Source organism: Vibrio sp. 1-Bac 57 (genome assembly GCF_037546855.1).
Classification (GTDB): Bacteria; Pseudomonadota; Gammaproteobacteria; order Enterobacterales; family Psychromonadaceae; genus Psychromonas.
This window is the reverse complement of sequence record NZ_JALAAC010000030.1, coordinates 1-17995: the sequence shown is the minus strand read 5'-3', so window position 1 is coordinate 17995 and position 17995 is coordinate 1. Positions and strand designations below refer to the sequence as shown.

The 17995-nt window shown below is 37.5% G+C and carries 14 protein-coding genes, 1 pseudogene and 1 riboswitch; of the genes and pseudogenes, 5 read left to right on the top strand and 10 right to left on the bottom strand.

Annotated features, from left to right (window positions below; all coding sequences use genetic code 11):
* Positions 1–81: 81 nt before the first annotated feature.
* On the bottom strand, positions 82–774 hold the full coding sequence (locus tag MT391_RS16100) for a pseudouridine synthase (protein ID WP_166370672.1): 693 nt from the start codon (positions 772–774) through the stop codon (positions 82–84).
* Positions 775–1083: 309 nt separating this feature from the next.
* Here MT391_RS16100 and MT391_RS16095 point away from each other — a divergent pair, with 309 nt between their 5' ends.
* The 4 genes from MT391_RS16095 (at position 1084) to MT391_RS16080 (ending at position 7283) form a co-directional block, all read left to right on the top strand.
* On the top strand, positions 1084–3312 hold the full coding sequence (locus MT391_RS16095) for an NADP-dependent isocitrate dehydrogenase (RefSeq protein ID WP_499499000.1): 2229 nt from the start codon (positions 1084–1086) through the stop codon (positions 3310–3312).
* A 246-nt stretch (positions 3313–3558) separates the two neighbouring features.
* Positions 3559–4953: an ATP-binding protein gene (locus tag MT391_RS16090; RefSeq protein ID WP_499498998.1), complete on the top strand. Its 1395-nt coding sequence runs from the start codon at positions 3559–3561 to the stop codon at positions 4951–4953.
* Positions 4954–4956: 3 nt separating this feature from the next.
* Positions 4957–5625 carry a response regulator gene (locus tag MT391_RS16085; protein ID WP_299665434.1) on the top strand — a complete coding sequence of 223 codons (669 nt, stop codon included), beginning with the start codon at positions 4957–4959 and terminating at the stop codon, positions 5623–5625.
* A gap of 320 nt (positions 5626–5945) precedes the next feature.
* A complete protein-coding gene (locus MT391_RS16080; RefSeq protein ID WP_499498997.1) occupies positions 5946–7283 on the top strand; it encodes an EF-hand domain-containing protein in 1338 nt (445 codons plus the stop codon).
* Between the two features lie 341 nt (positions 7284–7624).
* On the opposite strand, the gene MT391_RS16075 is transcribed toward MT391_RS16080, so the two are convergent.
* The 9 genes and pseudogenes from MT391_RS16075 to thiD form a co-directional block, all read right to left on the bottom strand.
* Positions 7625–8305: a DUF3334 family protein gene (locus MT391_RS16075; protein WP_166370662.1), complete on the bottom strand. Its 681-nt coding sequence runs from the start codon at positions 8303–8305 to the stop codon at positions 7625–7627.
* Between the two features lie 247 nt (positions 8306–8552).
* The gene (locus MT391_RS16070; protein WP_499498996.1) at positions 8553–9440 is read right to left on the bottom strand and encodes a LysR family transcriptional regulator; all 888 of its coding nucleotides are present in this window, start codon (positions 9438–9440) and stop codon (positions 8553–8555) included.
* Positions 9441–9747: 307 nt separating this feature from the next.
* Positions 9748–10374 carry a thiamine phosphate synthase gene (gene thiE / locus MT391_RS16065; protein WP_499498994.1) on the bottom strand — a complete coding sequence of 209 codons (627 nt, stop codon included), beginning with the start codon at positions 10372–10374 and terminating at the stop codon, positions 9748–9750.
* Positions 10375–10562: 188 nt separating this feature from the next.
* On the bottom strand, positions 10563–11375 hold the full coding sequence (thiM, locus tag MT391_RS16060; RefSeq protein ID WP_499498993.1) for a hydroxyethylthiazole kinase: 813 nt from the start codon (positions 11373–11375) through the stop codon (positions 10563–10565).
* Between the two features lie 42 nt (positions 11376–11417).
* Entirely contained in the window at positions 11418–12083 is a 666-nt protein-coding gene (tenA, locus tag MT391_RS16055) for a thiaminase II (protein ID WP_499498991.1), read from the bottom strand.
* 54 nt (positions 12084–12137) lie between these two features.
* Positions 12138–13088, bottom strand: coding sequence for an ABC transporter substrate-binding protein (locus MT391_RS16050; protein ID WP_299665455.1), 951 nt, complete (start codon positions 13086–13088; stop codon positions 12138–12140).
* Between the two features lie 98 nt (positions 13089–13186).
* Positions 13187–13873 (bottom strand): annotated as a pseudogene (locus MT391_RS16045) (ABC transporter permease); the annotation flags it as partial.
* 103 nt (positions 13874–13976) lie between these two features.
* The gene (locus tag MT391_RS16040) at positions 13977–14765 is read right to left on the bottom strand and encodes an ABC transporter ATP-binding protein (protein WP_499498989.1); all 789 of its coding nucleotides are present in this window, start codon (positions 14763–14765) and stop codon (positions 13977–13979) included.
* Positions 14766–14773: 8 nt separating this feature from the next.
* The gene (thiD, locus tag MT391_RS16035; RefSeq protein ID WP_499498987.1) at positions 14774–15616 is read right to left on the bottom strand and encodes a bifunctional hydroxymethylpyrimidine kinase/phosphomethylpyrimidine kinase; all 843 of its coding nucleotides are present in this window, start codon (positions 15614–15616) and stop codon (positions 14774–14776) included.
* Positions 15617–15682: 66 nt separating this feature from the next.
* Positions 15683–15804, bottom strand: a riboswitch (TPP riboswitch).
* A 378-nt stretch (positions 15805–16182) separates the two neighbouring features.
* On the opposite strand from thiD, the gene MT391_RS16030 reads away from it, so the two are divergent.
* Entirely contained in the window at positions 16183–17826 is a 1644-nt protein-coding gene (locus tag MT391_RS16030; RefSeq protein ID WP_499498985.1) for a sensor domain-containing diguanylate cyclase, read from the top strand.
* Positions 17827–17995: the final 169 nt, after the last annotated feature.

The window sequence follows — 17995 nt, the reverse complement described above, 5'->3', positions numbered from 1 at the left end:
CAGAGTTGGTTCTGAGTAAATTTATGTTTCGGGCTTTTTACTGTTAAAACTCTGATTGCTTGTTAAATAGCTGATTGCTTTTTAAAGTACTTTGAAAGTCCCGTTATCAAGCCCTTTAATGGTCCATTCGCCAATGGAGTAACGAATCAAACGTAATGTCGGAAAGCCTATATTAGCAGTCATTCGGCGTACTTGTCGGTTGCGCCCTTCAGAAATGGTAATGCTTAACCACGTAGTAGGAATGTTCGCTCGTTCGCGTATCGGAGGGTATCGCTCCCAAATATTAGGGTTGTCCATTATTTTTACTTTTGCAGGTAAGGTCATACCATCTTTTAATTTCACACCTTGACGTAATTTGTCTAAGTCAGCTTCCTTTGGCGCACCTTCAACTTGTACCCAATAGGTTTTTTCCGTCTTTTTACCTGGCTGCGTGATGTCCGCTTGCAATTGCCCGTCATTAGTTAGTACCAATAAACCTTCACTATCTCTATCTAAACGACCCGCAGCATAGATATTAGGGATCGTAATGTAGTCTTTTAAGGTTTCTCGAAAGCTGTCAGCGTTGCCTTCATCGGTAAATTGGCTTAACACATCAAAAGGTTTGTTAAATAAAACGATTTTTTGCATTGCTTTAGGTAGTGCTTTTTTCGGAACAAAGGTTTTATGCGCTGCTTTTTTAACATTAAAATGCGAAGGTTTTTTGGTTTTTCGTGGACTGCTCTTTGCGTCTGCTTTAAATGTGCTATTGGTTTTTTTTATTGGAGGTTGGTTCATTTGTTGCCCTTAAAAGCAGTCAAAAAAAAACATTGTAGCAGAATAAAATATTAAGGCAGAGTTGCTTATGAAATGTTATGTTTATCAGTATCAAATAGCGCTATCTGACATTATTTAATTACTTGATGGTAACAAGCACAAGTTCACAAATAATGATCTTGATCTCGTTTTAATCGATGACTTAAGGGTCTGAAACTAGATAATTTTGTTTTTTCCGATATGATATGCGCGTAATTATTATGCGTAACAATTTGATAACATTTTTAACGCTAACAATTCACTTCATAAATTTTTGTTAAAGGAAATAAAATGACAGATAAATCAGCAAAGATCATCTATACACAAACAGATGAAGCACCTGCGCTTGCAACTCACTCTCTATTACCAATCGTTAATGCATTTACTAAAGCTGCAAACATCGTTGTAGAAACGCGTGACATCTCTCTAGCTGCTCGAATTATTGCTAACTTTTCTGATAAATTACCTCCTGCACAACAGCAAGCTGACGCCCTAGCCGAACTAGGCGACTTAGCGAAAACGCCCGAAGCAAATATCATAAAATTACCCAATGTAAGCGCATCAATTCCACAATTGCATGCCGCTATCAAAGAATTACAAGCACATGGCTTTGCGTTACCAAATTACCCTGAAGTAGCGACTACTGAAGAAGAAAAAGATGCACAAGCGCGTTACGCAAAAGTATTAGGTAGTGCAGTTAACCCTGTTTTACGTGAAGGTAACTCTGACCGTCGTGTTGCCGATGCGGTTAAACAATACGCACAAGACAACCCACATCGCATGGGTAAATGGTCTAAAGATTCTAAATCTCATGTTGCAGACATGGATGATGGTGATTTCTATAGCTCTGAGCAATCAGTTGTTTTAGGCCAAGATGATGATGTGAAAATAGAATTTACTAATGCTGCTGGTGAAAAAACGGTACTTAAAGCATCAACACCAGTATTAAAAGATGAATTAATTGACGCATCTCGTATGAGTGCAAAAGCATTACGTGCTTTCTATGAAAAAGAGATGACGGAAGCGAAAGAAAACAACATCATGCTTTCTTTACACCTTAAAGCAACCATGATGAAAGTATCTGACCCAATCATGTTTGGTCACGCTGTAACTGTTTACTTTAAAGATGTATTTGCTAAGCATGCAGACTTATTTAAAGAGTTAGGTGTTGATGAGCGTAATGGTCTAGGTGATGTTTACGCAAAAATTGCTAACTTACCTGCAGATCAAAAAGCGGCTATCGAAGCGGATATTGCTGCGGTATATGCAACTCGTCCAAGCTTAGCGATGGTTGATTCTGATAAAGGTATCACTAACTTACACGTGCCAAGTGATGTGATCATCGATGCTTCTATGCCAGCAATGGTGCGTTCTAGTGGTCAAATGTGGAATGCAGAAGGCAAGCTTGAAGATACTAAAGCATTAATTCCAGATCGTTGTTACTCAGGTATCTACGAAGAAACGATTAAATTCTGTCGTGAGAATGGTGCATTTGACCCTGCAACAATGGGTAATGTATCTAACGTAGGTCTAATGGCTCAAAAAGCTGAAGAATACGGATCACACGATAAAACATTCCAAATCAAAGAAGCGGGTACTGTTAACGTCATCGATTCTGCGGGCAACACATTAATGTCTCACGATGTTGAAGCCGGTGATATCTGGCGTATGTGTCAAGCTAAAGACATTCCAATCCGTGATTGGGTTCGTTTAGCTGTAAGTCGTGCACAAGCAACTGGCCAACCTGCAATCTTCTGGTTAGATGAAAATCGTGCACACGATAAAAACTTGATTGCTAAAGTAAATGAATACTTAAAAGACCATGATACAAGTGGCTTAGATATTCAAATATTAACACCTGTTGAGGCATGTAAATTCTCTTTACAACGTGTTAAAGAAGGCAAAAACACTATTTCTGTAACGGGTAACGTATTACGTGATTACCTAACAGATTTATTCCCAATTTTAGAGTTGGGTACGAGTGCTAAAATGCTTTCAATTGTTCCATTGCTTGCTGGTGGTGGTTTATTTGAAACAGGCGCGGGTGGTTCTGCACCTAAGCACGTTCAACAATTTGTTGAAGAGAATCATTTACGTTGGGATTCTTTAGGTGAGTTCTTAGCATTGGCTGTTTCAATCGAAGATATTGCAGCGAAAACAGGTAATGAAAAAGCAGTTATTTTAGCTGAAGCATTACACGCTGCTAACGGTAAATTCTTAAAAGAAGATAAATCTCCTTCTCGTAAAGTAAAAGAATTAGATAACCGTGGTAGCCACTTCTACTTAGCGATGTACTGGGCTGAAGCGTTAGCAACACAAACTAAAGATCTTGAGCTACAAGCACAATTTAAACCATTTGCTGACGTATTATTAAGCAATGAAGCTAAAATTGTACAAGAGCTTAACGATGCACAAGGTGTTGCAGTTGATTTAGGTGGTTATTTCGACACTGACCCAGCTAAAGTATCTGCAGCAATGCGTCCAAGTGCGACATTAAATACAGCGATTGAAAATATCTAATCGTTTTAAACAGTATTTTATGACCTTGTTGTTGAAGTTATAAAATTTAACATACTTTATAGTATGTCATTGGAAAGCCATTAAGTAATTTACTTAGTGGCTTTTTTTTAAGCTAATCTTTGTGACATACATATTTTAAGGCAAGTGATTTATTTAGCCGCAGGAGTATTAATTCTCGCTACGGAATAAATCTCAGTTTATGTTACAGTTAAGTGTTGATAATCAATTTAGATAAAAGGGTGCTAGATGCGTCTAACCTTGTTCAAGAAAATTCTCATTTCCATGTTATTCATTAGCTCTTTAATGGTCATAGGCATGGCATGGTTAATGAACTCTAGCTTCCAAACTGGACTGCGGAATTATCTTAATCACGGTGAAAAGGAAAAATTGCAACTTGTTGCTGAGCATATCGCGCCTTTTTACTCAACGTTAAATGGTTGGCAAGATTTGTCTCCAAAAGTTGTGGGGGATGTTATCGCACAAGTATTTGCTCGACCACGTCATGGAGATAATCAACCGCGACAAGCATCTGCAAGGAATGTTGAAAGTCTAATGAAACGTATTTTTATTTTAGATAAAGACTATCAACCTCTATTAAATCAACCTAAACCCAAAAGTAAAAAAGGCTTGATTAAAGTGATGATTAGCTATCAAGGTAAGACGGTTGGTTGGGTGATCACTAAAAAACGTAATGCTATTTCAGGTGCATTAGAGAGTAGTTTTTATCGCGAGCAGCAACATAACCTAATGTGGATTGTGTTGTGGGTAACCTTATTGTCATTCTCATTATCTTGGTTATTGGTACGACATTTTTTAACGCCACTAAAACGCCTTGAAAGCGCCGCTAATTCCTTACAACAAGGTGATTATTTAACGCAAATAGAAGTACAAGGTGAAGATGAGCTTGCTGCATTATCAACGAGATTTAATGAATTAAGTCAAAGTTTGTTACATCAAAAAAAGACCAGAGAACAGTGGTTAGCAGATATTTCACATGAACTGCGTACGCCTATTTCAGTATTAAAAAGTGAAATCGAAGCATTACAGGACGGTATTCGTCAACCTGAACCAAAGTATATTGACTCTTTACACCATCAAGTTCAGAACTTAAGTCAGCTAGTGAATGATTTATATCAATTATCATTATCCGATGCAGGATTACAATTTAACTTAACGGATTCGGTTGATGTACAACAATTATTGGCCACCAGTTGCAATCAATATCAACTGCGGTGTCAAGAAAAACAGATACAGTTGCACAGTCATTTTGATCTTAAAAAGCCGGTTTATATTAAAGGAGATCAAAAGTCATTAACGCAGCTATTCTCTAATTTATTAGAAAACAGTCTACGCTACACGGATTCGCCTGGCGTATTACAAGTACATATTAAAACAAATAAAAAACAGCTTTCTATTTGTATTGAAGATAGTGCACCTAGTGTCCCTGATGCCGCTTTACCTAAGTTATTTGAACGATTATATCGGGTTGATGAATCACGTAGTCGTTTAAGTGGGGGGGCAGGTTTAGGGTTATCGATTTGTGAAACCATTGTACAAGCACATCAAGGCAGTATGGTTGCGACCCATTCCGCTTTAGGCGGATTAGCCATCACTATTAGTTTGCCAATAATTAGGAAATAGATAATGCCACAGCATATTTTAATCGTGGAAGATGAACATTCATTAGCACAAGTACTTAGTGAGTACCTTAGTCAATCTGGTTTTATTACACACATACTCAATGATGGTTTATCCGTTGTTAGTTGGGTAAAAGAAAACTCAGTTGATTTGATTATATTAGATTTAATGTTGCCGGGCCAAAATGGCTTAGATATCTACCGAGAGCTACGTACTTTCACTGACATACCCGTGGTGATGGCAACGGCAAGAGTGGATGAAATTGACCGTTTAGTAGGGCTTGAACTTGGAGCTGATGATTATATTTGTAAACCCTATAGTCCACGAGAAGTAGTGGTGCGAGTGAAAAATATTTTACGTCGCGCTACAGATGATGTCAAAACAGTAGATAAAGTCTTGAGTATCAACGAAAGTACCATGCAAGTGTTAGTTAAGGGTAAAGAAGTGAGTTTAACCCGTGCGGAGTTTCGTTTATTATCCCATTTTCACCAACATAAAGACCAAGTGTTCAGTCGCGAACAACTAATGTCTCAAATCTATTCTGACAATCGCATTGTTACCGATAGAACGATTGATAGCCATATTAAAAATCTACGTCGTAAAATCCAAAATGTTGATGCTGAGGTCGATTGCATTCAATCAATATATGGAGTGGGTTATAAGTTTGCCCTGTGATCATTAATTATATCTCTGAATTCCAAGTGAATTTAATAAATATCAAATTCATCTAACAACGAACGTTAGCTGTTACATTCTTTATTTACTGCTTACTGTTAAAAATATAATGTGGTTCAATGCTGAATTCGCCACATTTTTAAATAGTAAGCCTTCCTTTTTATCCTATTCAAAGTCAGCAATTAATAAATAATTGTCCTTAAAAATAGCCTAAAACCCTTAACTCCTTTTTTTATCCATATTTCCTGCACAATGTTTACCTATAGTCTTTACATCAGCTCAGAAAGAGCTTTATTTGGTAAATTAGAATAGAGGTTAACATGAAAAAATTATTTATATTAAGCGGTGTTGCGTTAATGGTTTCTAGCGCTTTAACAATGGCAGCAGATGGTAAAAGTAAACGTGACTTTGAAAGCTTTGATGTGAATGCCGATGGTGTAATTACGTTAGCAGAAGCGGGTTCAAGAATGGCTAAGCATTTTGATCGTATTGATAGCGATGGTGATGGCAGTGTTAATAAAGCTGAGTTTGAAGCTATGAAAGCAATGCATAAGGGAAAAGGTCATAAAAAAGCTGCATTCGCTGATTTTGATAGTAATGGCGATGGCGATATTACGGCAGCAGAATTTGATGCAATGAAAAAAATGCATAAAGGAAATCGAAAATTAAACTTCGTTCAGGTAGACGCTAACAGTGACGGTGTTGTTACTAAAGATGAAGCTAAAGGTCGTTTATTGAAAGGCTTTGATAAAATAGATAGCGATGCAAATGGTTCAATCACAACCACTGAATTTGCTGCAATGGAAAATATGCATAAAGGCAAAGGGCATAAAAAAGGTAACGGTAATCATAAATTAGACTTTGCTCAAGTTGATACTAATAACGACGCTAAAATCACTAAAGATGAAGCTAAAGGTCGTTTATTGAAACATTTTGATAAAATAGATAGCGATGCAAATGGTTCAATCACAACCACTGAATTTACTGCAATGGAAAATATGCATAAAGGCAAAGGGCATAAAAAAGGTAACGGTAATCATAAATTAGACTTTGCTCAAGTTGATACTAATAACGACGCTAAAATCACTAAAGATGAAGCCAAAGGTGGTTTACTAAAATACTTTGATAAGATTGATGCAGATGCAGACGGTGCAATTACTAGCGCTGAATTTGATGCCATGAAAGCAATGCACAAAGGAAAAGGTAAAGGCCATAAACAACCTACCTTCGCTAAAGTCGATGCTAACAACGATGGTAAAATCACTAAAAATGAAGCCAAAGGTCGTTTATTGAAAGGCTTTGATAAAATTGATACGGATGCAGACGGTGCAATCACAAGTGCTGAATTTGAATTAGTGAAAAAGATGGGTAAAGGAAAGCGCGATCAAAAACTAACTTTTGCCATGGTTGATGCCAATAATGATGGCTCAATTGCTAAAAGTGAAGCGAAAGGGCGTTTACTTAAGCATTTTGATAGAATAGATGCTGATAATAATGGTCAGTTGTCAGAGCAAGAGTTTAATGCGATGGTTAAAGCTAAAAAAAGTCATAAACGCCCGACTTTTGAAATGTTAGATACTGATGGTAATGGAAAAATTTCACAAGTTGAGTTCGACTCGTTTCACCAACAACATGCAAAAATGAATAAACAAGCTTAATAAATCGTAACTACTCAGCACCCATTAAAACTGAGTGCTTTTTACCAAAATAAAAACGTAAATGCTCAGGGCTAAGCTATTTATTCTTAGTTCAAGGCGAAAAAACGCAGTTTAGTGGTTTAAATGAGCATTTTTGAACGAAGAAATAGGCTTAAATAGCGACGGCCTGAGTAGTTACAATAAATCTTTAATCTTTGTAATGTTATAAAATCCAAGTTTGCTGAGTATACTCAGCAAACTTTTTTTATGTACTTTATAAATTTTCGAACACCAGGTTGTCACAAGACAAATTAACGCAGAAATTCACGGTATTGAGTCGTTTTGCTTATCCCGAACTGAGGTTAAATACCTAACTCATCAAACAAATCAGAGTCTGAGGTCGATGTATTTTGAGCCGTTGCGTTTGCCTGCAATGTTTTATTGTTCTCTTCTTCAATTAGAGAGTCGGGATCAAATGCTTCTCGCTCTTCAAAATTAGGTAACTTAATAAACTCAGTTTTATCCATCGCTAATTCAAGATAAAAAATATTATTTTTTTCTGTTGTAAAACTCACTCGTCGAGCTTGTGGGCGATCTAGGTTTGTATCAATAGAGAGTACAACTTGCTTGTTGATAGTCAGCATTTTAGGTTGGTTTTGATTGATAGATGTATGTAATTCATGACCAATAACCCCCGTAAAATCACCAACGGCTTGATTCATTAATTCACCCATTACATCACTTACATCATCAGCAGTATGCGATGTGGCTAAGTCTTCTTCCGACAAACCCATATTGGTCATGTATGTGGTGTATAGCTCCATTGCAGCAGCGGCACTAAAATTCAAAATAACTAATCCAGAAAAACCACCGTCAAATAACACAAAACAGCCAATATCGGGCTTAAGGCAGGTTTTATTGATTTTTTGAACCATAGATGAATAGTTAACCGTTCGCCCCGTTGCACTACTTAAAACAGACTTTACCGAATTACATAATACTAATAATACATCGTCTGTAGAGGTGGTTTTGCTTCTAGCCATATTCTTTTCTCGCCTTTTAAAATGCACATAATGAAGCGTTTAGAATAGGCTATTATTTAAATATAGGTAGTTTTATGGTGTGTTATTTAATGAAAATGATAGTAAGTCGCTGTTTTTTTATGTTTATTCCAGTACTAATTTTGTTTGATTTTAAAATGTTGAGATTATTATTGAATTCAAGAACTATATTAGTGAAGTCTGTTATTTAAATAATATGCCTAAGAAGTTAAGGTAACTATCTTTCGAATTAAGCGTTTAAGGTCCATTGCTGACAAAAAATAATAAACTCTTTCAATATTGGGCTCTGATATTTTTCTTTATGCCATACCAAATATAAGTCTCGTGACATATCGATATTAATGGGCAGGGTTGCCAAACGTTTATCCTGCAGGGCATGCCGAGCAGCAGTACTAGACATGCAAGATAATCCTAACCCTGCAGCGCAGCAGTTAATGATTGCCTCCGTAGAGCTTAATTCAAAGGTAATATCGAGGTTTGTTAAATACTGTCCAATGTGTGTAATAAAAAACTCGCGCGTACCTGAGCCTTGTTCTCGTAAAATCCAATGCTGGTGGTTTAAATCTTCTATCGTGACTTGTTCTTGATTCATTAGCGGGTGAGCAGGACTAGCGACTATCACCATCTCATCTTTTATCCATCGCTCGATATGCAATTGTTTATCAATCACTAAAGCTTCAACTAAGGCAATATCTAGCTCGTATTCTTTAAGTTTTTTGCCGATACAAGTGCTGTTATCAACGTATATGGATTGAGCTTGATGATGTTTAATATCCCTAAACTCAGCTAATAAATTGGGCAACAAATGGTTTCCGACGGTATTACTCGAGCCAATTCTTAGTTTTCCTTGGAAATTGTTTTTATCAAATAAACTAGTAATAGCTTTAATGCGTTCTATTTGTTCATCGGCTAATGGTAATAACGCCTTGCCCATTTCATTGATTAATAATCGATTATTAGTGCGCTCAAAGAGTTTATGCCCTAACTGTTTTTCAAGTTCAGCTAAAGCCATGCTCACTGCTGGTTTGCTCAGGAATAATTTCTCAGCCGCAGTGGTTAAGGTTTTTTCTTGAGTAATAGTTACAAATACATGCAATTGTTTGAGCGTAATATTCATCGTTAGCCAGTGTTTTAATTTAATTAACAAGTTGAATAATATTGTAAGTTATTCTTAATTGAAATGCTGTGGTTGAGAAGTCATTAGTGACAAAATAAAAAAGAAAGATATTAACCACGAAGCGCTGCGCTACCGGCTACACGAAGAGCACGAAGAAAGAAAAACTGGGTTTAAGTGGAAAGTTTAGTGCTACCTACCTTCATATAAGGTTTTGACCTAACCTTCTTTTAACTTCGTGCCTTCGTGGTTAAGCGCTTTTGATCTTACCTTTTTAGCTTTGTGGTTAATTGCTTTTATTTCAACAGGCTTATGGCGTAGCAGTTTGTATCTGTTTTAACAACGCTGCTGCAGCAGCTTTAGGATCATCGGCATGGCAAATAGCAGAGACTAGCGCTACACCGTCAACACCCGTGCTAATGATTTGATCAAGATTACTGTGATTAATACCACCAATAGCCACAATCGGAAATTGAGAAACATTAATCGCTTTTTGTAAACCGGCAATACCCCATTGTTTAAGCGTATCGGTTTTTGTTGGGGTAGCAAATATTGCACTTAAACCAATGTAATCCAGTGGTAGTGTATTTGCATCCATTAATTGTTGTTCATTCTCTATCGATAAACCTAACAACTTATTTGGACCAATTAATGTTCTTGCCATTTGTGCTGGCATATCCGATTGACCTAAATGCACACCATCGGCATCTACCGCTAAAGCGACATCAACTCGATCATTAATAATTAGCGGAACGCCAGTGCCTTGAAGTATGGTTTTAACCACTTGAGCGCGAGTAATAAAAGATTGTATATCGTTACTTTTTTCGCGTACTTGCACCATGGAAACACCGCCAGCGACAGCTTCTTTGACTACATTAATTAAAGTATAAAGATCCTGTTGATCATCGGTGACTAGATATAAACGGTATGGATTCATGGTGCTTACCTGTATTGGATACAATAAAAAAGTGGCTTATGTAAATAGCATTGCTAATTGTCAAAGCTAAGTTGAAATGCTAAGCAGCAAAGTTAATCAATAGTACTAAGCAGCAATAGCAAAGAATATAACTAAGTAGAGTGAAAGCAATAAGGTCACTTTCACTTACTGATCCAGCAACGACTGTATTATTTATTAATAGTCATCTTTAAGTGTGCCACAATCGCTTTATCATCTAATTGATATAGCACGTCTAATAAGTTCATTTGTAAACTTCCTGGTCCCGCGGATTGCTTAGCCGCAACTTCCCCTGCGATGCCAAGTATGGCAGCAGCTGCTAAACCAGTATTTTCACCAATCGCTGCAAAAGCACCGGTTAATGCACTTAAACTACAACCCATTCCTGTGATGTTAGGCATCATTGCATCACCATTATGCAGTGATATCTCACTCTCTGCATTGATGATGTAATCGACTTCGCCAGAAATGACGACATTACATTGATAAGTTTCAACTAAGTAACGGGCTGCACCAACTGCTGTTTCACTGCTATCAAGTGAATCGACACCTTTGCCTTGTGCTTTTTCTCCTGCTAGAGCAATAATTTCAGAAGCATTAGCTCTAATAATTAACTGCTTTGCAAGTGCTGCTATTTGGCGTGATGTTTCAGTACGTAAAGTGCTTGCACCACAACCCACAGGGTCTAATACTACCACTTTATTATTGAGGTTCGCTTGTTCAACTGCGAAGATCATGCGTGGTATCCACTGGCTATCTAAGGTGCCAATGTTAATGACTAACGCACCACTAAATGACATCATTTCAGCCATTTCTTGGCATGAATGCGCCATAATAGGTGAAGCGCCAATTGCTAACAATGCATTAGCTGTATTGTTCATCACCACATAGTTAGTGATGTTTACTACTAATGGTTTTTGTTCGCGCAATACTTGTAAGGCATTAGTGATCACTTGTCGCTTTTCTGTTGCTATTACTGACATATTTGCTCCTCTACTTCTGTTTTTATTTAGCACTGCGTCTATTTAAATAGCGGCGTTTAAACCTTGTTGCCAGAAGGCAACTTCCATTCTGGTTGCTGTTTTAAATACTTTTACCAAGTGTTGACCACGTTTGCTGTTAATGTCTACTTCAGCAAGTAACTGGTCAAAATGTTGCACACCATCGGTAACACTTTGTTGAAACTCTTCACCGCTGTATAAATCAATCCAACTAGCAAACTCATTACCCTCAACGATGGTATTTTTATCATTTGCTAATAAACGTCCAATCACTGCATAACCAATAGAGCAGGGGGCTAATGCTGCGTATAAATCAACTAGGTCACCGGTCATGCCTGCATCTAACACGTAACGCGTGTAAGCGACGGTACCAAAATCTTCATCCTCTGCTTCTAAGTCTGCTTCCGTTAATCCCCAATTTGCGCAATAAGTGACATGGTGACTAATCTCAGAATCTAATAACGCATGTACACTAGGTAACGCCTTGCGCATGTCTGCTAGGGTATTGGCTTTATAAATGGCTAATGCATAAGCACGCGCATATTGCTTTAAGAACAAAAAATCTTGCTTTAGGTAATGTAAAAAGCACGGCTGCGCTAAACTGCCGTTTCCTAATTGCATCACAAATGGATGCTGTGTGTAGGCATCCCAGTCAGACTGGCAAGCACTAATTAAATCTTGATGGTTCATGATTCTCTCGCTGTTTTTTTAGTTGTCTATTTAAACTTGATATGAGTGTGCTAACTACTCGAATATTGGCATGTAATCTTTTGCTTTTGGCAGACTTTTAATCAGTTTGTTATCAAACATAAATTGCGCATAATCATCGTAACGTTTTAAATCAATAGCAGCAGGGCGTAATGAGAAACGAGTCAACGTATCGCGCCATGCTCGTTTATTTAACTCATTATTTAACGTATCAGGTGCGTAACTAACAAACTCATTCCATGCTTGCTGTGGGTGGTTAACGATATAAATAGTGGCTTGCTCTATGGCTTTATTAAAGGCTTTAATCATTTTCGCATCGTACTTATTTGCATTTGCAACAAATACCAATTCATCGTAAACCGGAACACCATGCTCTTCAGGGAAATAAGCTTTAGCTTTAAACCCTTCCAGTTCTAACTGGTTAGTTTCAAAGTTACGTAACCCGCCCCAAATGGCATCGACTTTGCCCGATGCTAAAGAAGCAGAGAGAGCCCAACCGACGTTAATGATCGCTACATCTTGATAATTAAGTTGTACTGATTCTAACATTTTGCCAATGATGGCTTCTTCACTACCTGAAATAGCAATGCCGACTTTTTTTCCTTTTAGGTCACTCAATGAATTTATTTTGCCATCATCTAAGACCATTAATGTATTTAACGGTGTTGCTATTAAGGTCGCTGAGCGTACTAAAGGTAATTTTTCAGATACATCAATGATCAAGTTAGGCTGATAAGTAATAGCCAAGTCAATATTACCCGCGGCAACTAATTTAGGTGGCATGCTTGGGTCTGCAGGTTCTTGAATATCGACAGACAAACCTTGCTGTTTAAAATAACCAAGCTGTTGTGCAATCACAATTGGGCCGTGGTTAGGGTTAACAAACCAATCTAGCATTAGCGTGACTTTTTTATCTTCAGCCTGTGCGGAGAATGATAATAATGCAGCCGTTAGAGACAAGGCGGTTAAAATGAAACTCTTTTTCATGTGTTTTATTTCCTTATAGTATTTTTGGTATTAATCGTTTTAGTTTTAGTTTTAGTTTTAGTTTTAGGCTTAGTTTAGGGTTATTAAAAATGGTGCATTTAGACTTCCCATGGGATAAGCTTTTTTAGTAACTTATCGGTGATAAAATATAAACTTACAGAGAGCGCAGATAGAATAAATAAGGCCGCAAACATTTCATCAATTAACATTCGCGCATTAGCTTGTAGCATCAAATAACCCAACCCTTCGCTTGAACCTACCCATTCACCGGCAACCGCACCAATCGGCGCAATAACCACAGCAACACGAATACCAGACGCTAAAGTAGGTAAAGCAGCAGGCAATTGAATATGACGTAACATCTTCCATTTAGTCGCGCCCATGGTTTTAGCTAAATCAAGGTAACCGGTAGGAGTGTTTTTTAACCCGTCGTAGCAACAGGTGGTCACTGGGAAAAAGATGATCATCGCCGCCATCACTATTTTTGAGGAAATACCGTAACCTAACCAGATCATTAAAATAGGCGCAATCGCAAAAACAGGAATTGCTTGGCTGGTGATCAGGATCGGTAATAACCAGCGTTTAATGGGTTTAAACAGTAACATTTGTAGTGCAAAACATAGGCCCATGGAAAGCCCTAGTAATAACCCTAAAAGTATCTCTTGTGTGGTTACCCAACTATGTTTTAACAACACTTCATAGCGTGTGATCAGGCGTTCAAATACCGCTAACGGCTCAGGTAAAATAAAAGAGGGTAGATCAAAGAGCACCACAATCGCTTGCCAAATTGCAATTATAATCATAAAAGTGAACAGGATACGTAATACTGGCGGTAATGTTTTATCACTGCTTTTAAACGATTTAGTTAAACCTGACATGGAAACAAAATTACGCATAATCTTGCTCCAAACGGTCAAGAATAGTCTGCTGTAGCTCAGCGCATTGTGCATCAAATTGTCTTGGTGCTGGGGTACTAGGTACATCTAATGATTCTGCAGATGCAGGTTGACCTTGCATAATATAAAGCTGGTTTGCTAAACGAATAGCTTCCTGTGGATCATGTGTAATTAATACTACGGTTTTATTTTTTAATAATTCATGGGCTAAGTTTTGCAAGCGGTAGCGTGTTACTGCATCTAATGCCGAGAAAGGTTCATCCATTAATACTACAGGCTTGTTTTGCATTAAGGTTCTCGCTAATGCAACACGCTGTCGCATTCCACCAGATAATTGCTGTGGTAGATAATGAGCTTGTTGCTCAAGGCCAACCTGCTGTAATAGTTGTTGTGCTTTATCACGTTGTGATGGCTGTGGATTAGGTGTAAATTTATCGCTGAGCAGTACGTTATCTAATACCGATAACCAGGGCATTAATAAATCTTGCTGTGCCATATAGGCAATTTGACCTTGCAATGCAATATTGGTGCTGGTGGATAGCTGCCCAGACCATTGTACTTTATCGCTTAATAAGTTCGCCAAATAACGTAACAAAGAACTTTTACCGCAGCCACTACGGCCTAAAATACAGGTCCATTGTGCTGCTGGAATATGCATATCAAGCGATGACAATACACACTGCTCACTGTCGTTATAACGCAAGCTGGCATTGTGAATATCAATGCTTGGAGCGCTTTGATTTATTGATTTTTTTGGCTGTGGCGATAAGTTATTTGTCATGGTTAGCACTATCGATTCAATGCATAAAAATGATCAACAGGGCCTCGGCCTTGACCAATATTAAGTTGGTCAGCATGTTGTAATGCTTGCGTAATGTAATCTTTACCAAGCTGTACTGCTGTTGATAATTCATGGCCTTGAGCCAGATAAGAAGCAATCGCTGAAGATAAGGTACAACCTGTGCCGTGGTTATTTTTTGTGTTAATACGTTTTGCAGTGAGTTGCTGTACTGAGTCCGCTAAAATTAACAAATCATTACTGTTTTCATCTTGCTCTAAATGCCCGCCCTTTAATAATACGGCTTTAGCACCTAACTGACGTAAAGCATCAATCATTGCCTGCATTTCTTGTTCGCTGGTGGGAATGTGACTGTCAATTAACGCCGCGCCTTCAGGCAAGTTAGGGGTGATTAAATCAGCCATTGGCAGTAGTTCAGTTTTTAGCGTTTGAATGGCGACTTTTTCTAATAATAAATCACCGTTGGTGGTGACCATCACAGGGTCGATTACTAAAAAGGACGGTTTGTACTGTTTTAGTTTTTTAGCCACCACTTTGATGATCTCGCAGTCGGCTAACATGCCTACTTTAACCGCGACAATATTGAGGTCACTAAAAACAGCATCTAATTGCTTTTCAACATGTTCAAGGGGGATCGGGAAGATAGCAGACACACCAAGCGTATTTTGTGCGGTAATAGCAGTGATCGCAGAGCAAGCATAACTGCCGGTGGCTGAAATCGCTTTAATATCGGCTTGAATACCAGCACCGCCACTGCTGTCAGAGCCAGCAATAGTTAATACTATTGGTGTGCGAATAGGTGTACAAATAGCGTTAGGTGTAAGGTCAGACATAATGGCTCCGTTCACAACGCGATCGGAACTGATATCCACCAATACAAAGCAAAGGAATGCCACAGGAATGGTTTCTACATAGTTCCCTGCGTCAGTGTTAACTGTATCAGGTTCAACGGGTATCGACGTTTTATCAATTAATATTGATATCACATCGCTCTCAGCCAATGGCCCCCCGACTATAATCGCCGCAAATCATAACAAGTTCTATTAAAAGCGCAATCAAACATATTGGTAAAGGAGAGTTTGTTAAGTTAATTGTGGTTAATCGCCTATATTAATAATTCGTGTTAAACAACGACTGCGTATAAAACTGCATCACTTAAATTTATATTTCATTCTAAGATGTGATTACGCAATCTCGACAATCCCAAGTGTTACTTGTTGATACGTTTTATTACCGCTTTATATCTCGCATAGTAAAAATTAATAGTCGCTAATAACTGAGTTTTGTTTCAAACAAATAATTTCATGATGAGTCGCAATGTTATCAACAAAACAACTAACTTTTATATAATAAAAGAGGTATGTTTGCCTTTGTGTATTAACTAATAAATTATGAGTAGATGACAACTCTTTTAGATAAAATAAAACCATCCCGTATTTCCACTAAATTATCTTTCTATGTTGCGGTGTTTATCATCGTTGCTTTTACGCCGCTTCAAATTTACAATTTTTTAATGCTTAAGGCTGAAATAAAAAACCAAATCAATAAAGAGCAATATACACAAGCTAAATATATCGCAAAAGACATTCAAAAAAAAATAGCAATGCGTACGAATTTTTTGGTTGCTTTAGCGGATAAAATTCCTCCTCAAAAAATACAATCAGAAGCCTTTATAAAGGAAATATTTAAAAATAATATTGTTTTTACTGATTTTTTTCCACAGGGCTTTGCAGTTATAAGCCCAAATGGACAGGGCGCGATAGCTGAATATCCGGTTATTCCAGGTAGAAAAAACTTAGTAATGACTGATTACGAATGGTTGAGAAAGGCGAATAATAGCCAAGGCGTTATTATTAGTTCACCTTTTCGTTCTGAAGTTATGGGTGAAGTACTGGTTGTGATCGCAAAAGCGTTAAGAGATGAAAATGGGCAGGTATTAGGCATATTAGAAGCACCAATCTTCTTGAATCGCCCCGGTTTTATGGAGTATATATTTGATAAAGACTTTAGTGAAAGAAGCGATATCTTAGTCATTTCAAGAACGAATCAAATATTCTTAGCATCGAGCGATCCAAACCTAGTGTTAAAAGCAACTCCTAAAGAAGGGATGGATGCATTTCTTGACGAGGTAATGAGAGGCTTTAACGGATATGGACATACAGTGACTTTAGTTGAAGGTGAAATGTTAGCCGCTACGGCTGATATTAACTCCTCGGATTGGTTTGTTATGGTAAGAACTCCTGTGGCCAAGGTTTATCAGATAATAAATGAAAGTTTACGGGCTGCCATTATTAATGGGATCATTGTTAGTTTTTCTGTATTTTTGGTGATTATGTTTTTTTTATTCTTCTTTTTTAATCCATTAAAAAAGGCTGCTGAATCTGTTAGGGAAATGGTATTACAGAAAAAATCCCTGACACATATTAAAGGTTATAAAAAAGATGAAATAGGTGATTTGATTATTGGTTTCAATGCCGCTATCGATATGGTTAATGAGAGAAATGATAAACTTGAAAAATCGAATGCGGTATTAGAGTCGTTGTCACAAGTCGATGGGTTAACTGATATATTTAATAGGAGGTGGTTAGATAAAACGCTTAATTATTTATGGTTGGTAAAAACCCGTAGCCAACAACCGTTAACTTTATTACTCGTTGATATAGATGAGTTTAAAAAATTTAATGACACTTACGGACATATAGCGGGTGATGATTGTTTAAAAAAAGTGGCCCAAACTATCCAAGAAACCATTAATAGACCTACTGATTTTTTGGCTCGTTATGGTGGTGAGGAGTTTGTTATATTGCTAGAAAGTGATATTAAAGAAGGCGCTTTAGTAGCAGAAAAGGTAAGGCTTGCTGTTAGTAATTTAAACATTTCCCATAGTAAAACGTCATACAAGCATGTCACCATTAGTTTAGGTATCGCATCAATGACCCCTCAACTAAACATTAAATCTGTGGAGTTAATTAAACAAGCAGATCTTGCCCTATACCAAAGTAAGGAACATGGTAGGAATCGCTGCGAGTGTTATAAAAATTAGTCATAAATGAAGTGGTGATGTTCAAATGGGAATGTACCCTCAGAATTATTTACAAGGTCTATTTACAAGGTCTATTTAAAGGGTCGAATACATTTTACCCTGCTCAGACATCATTCATTACAAGGTCTTATTTACTGGCTCAAACAAAGTGATATAACACTGTTATTTC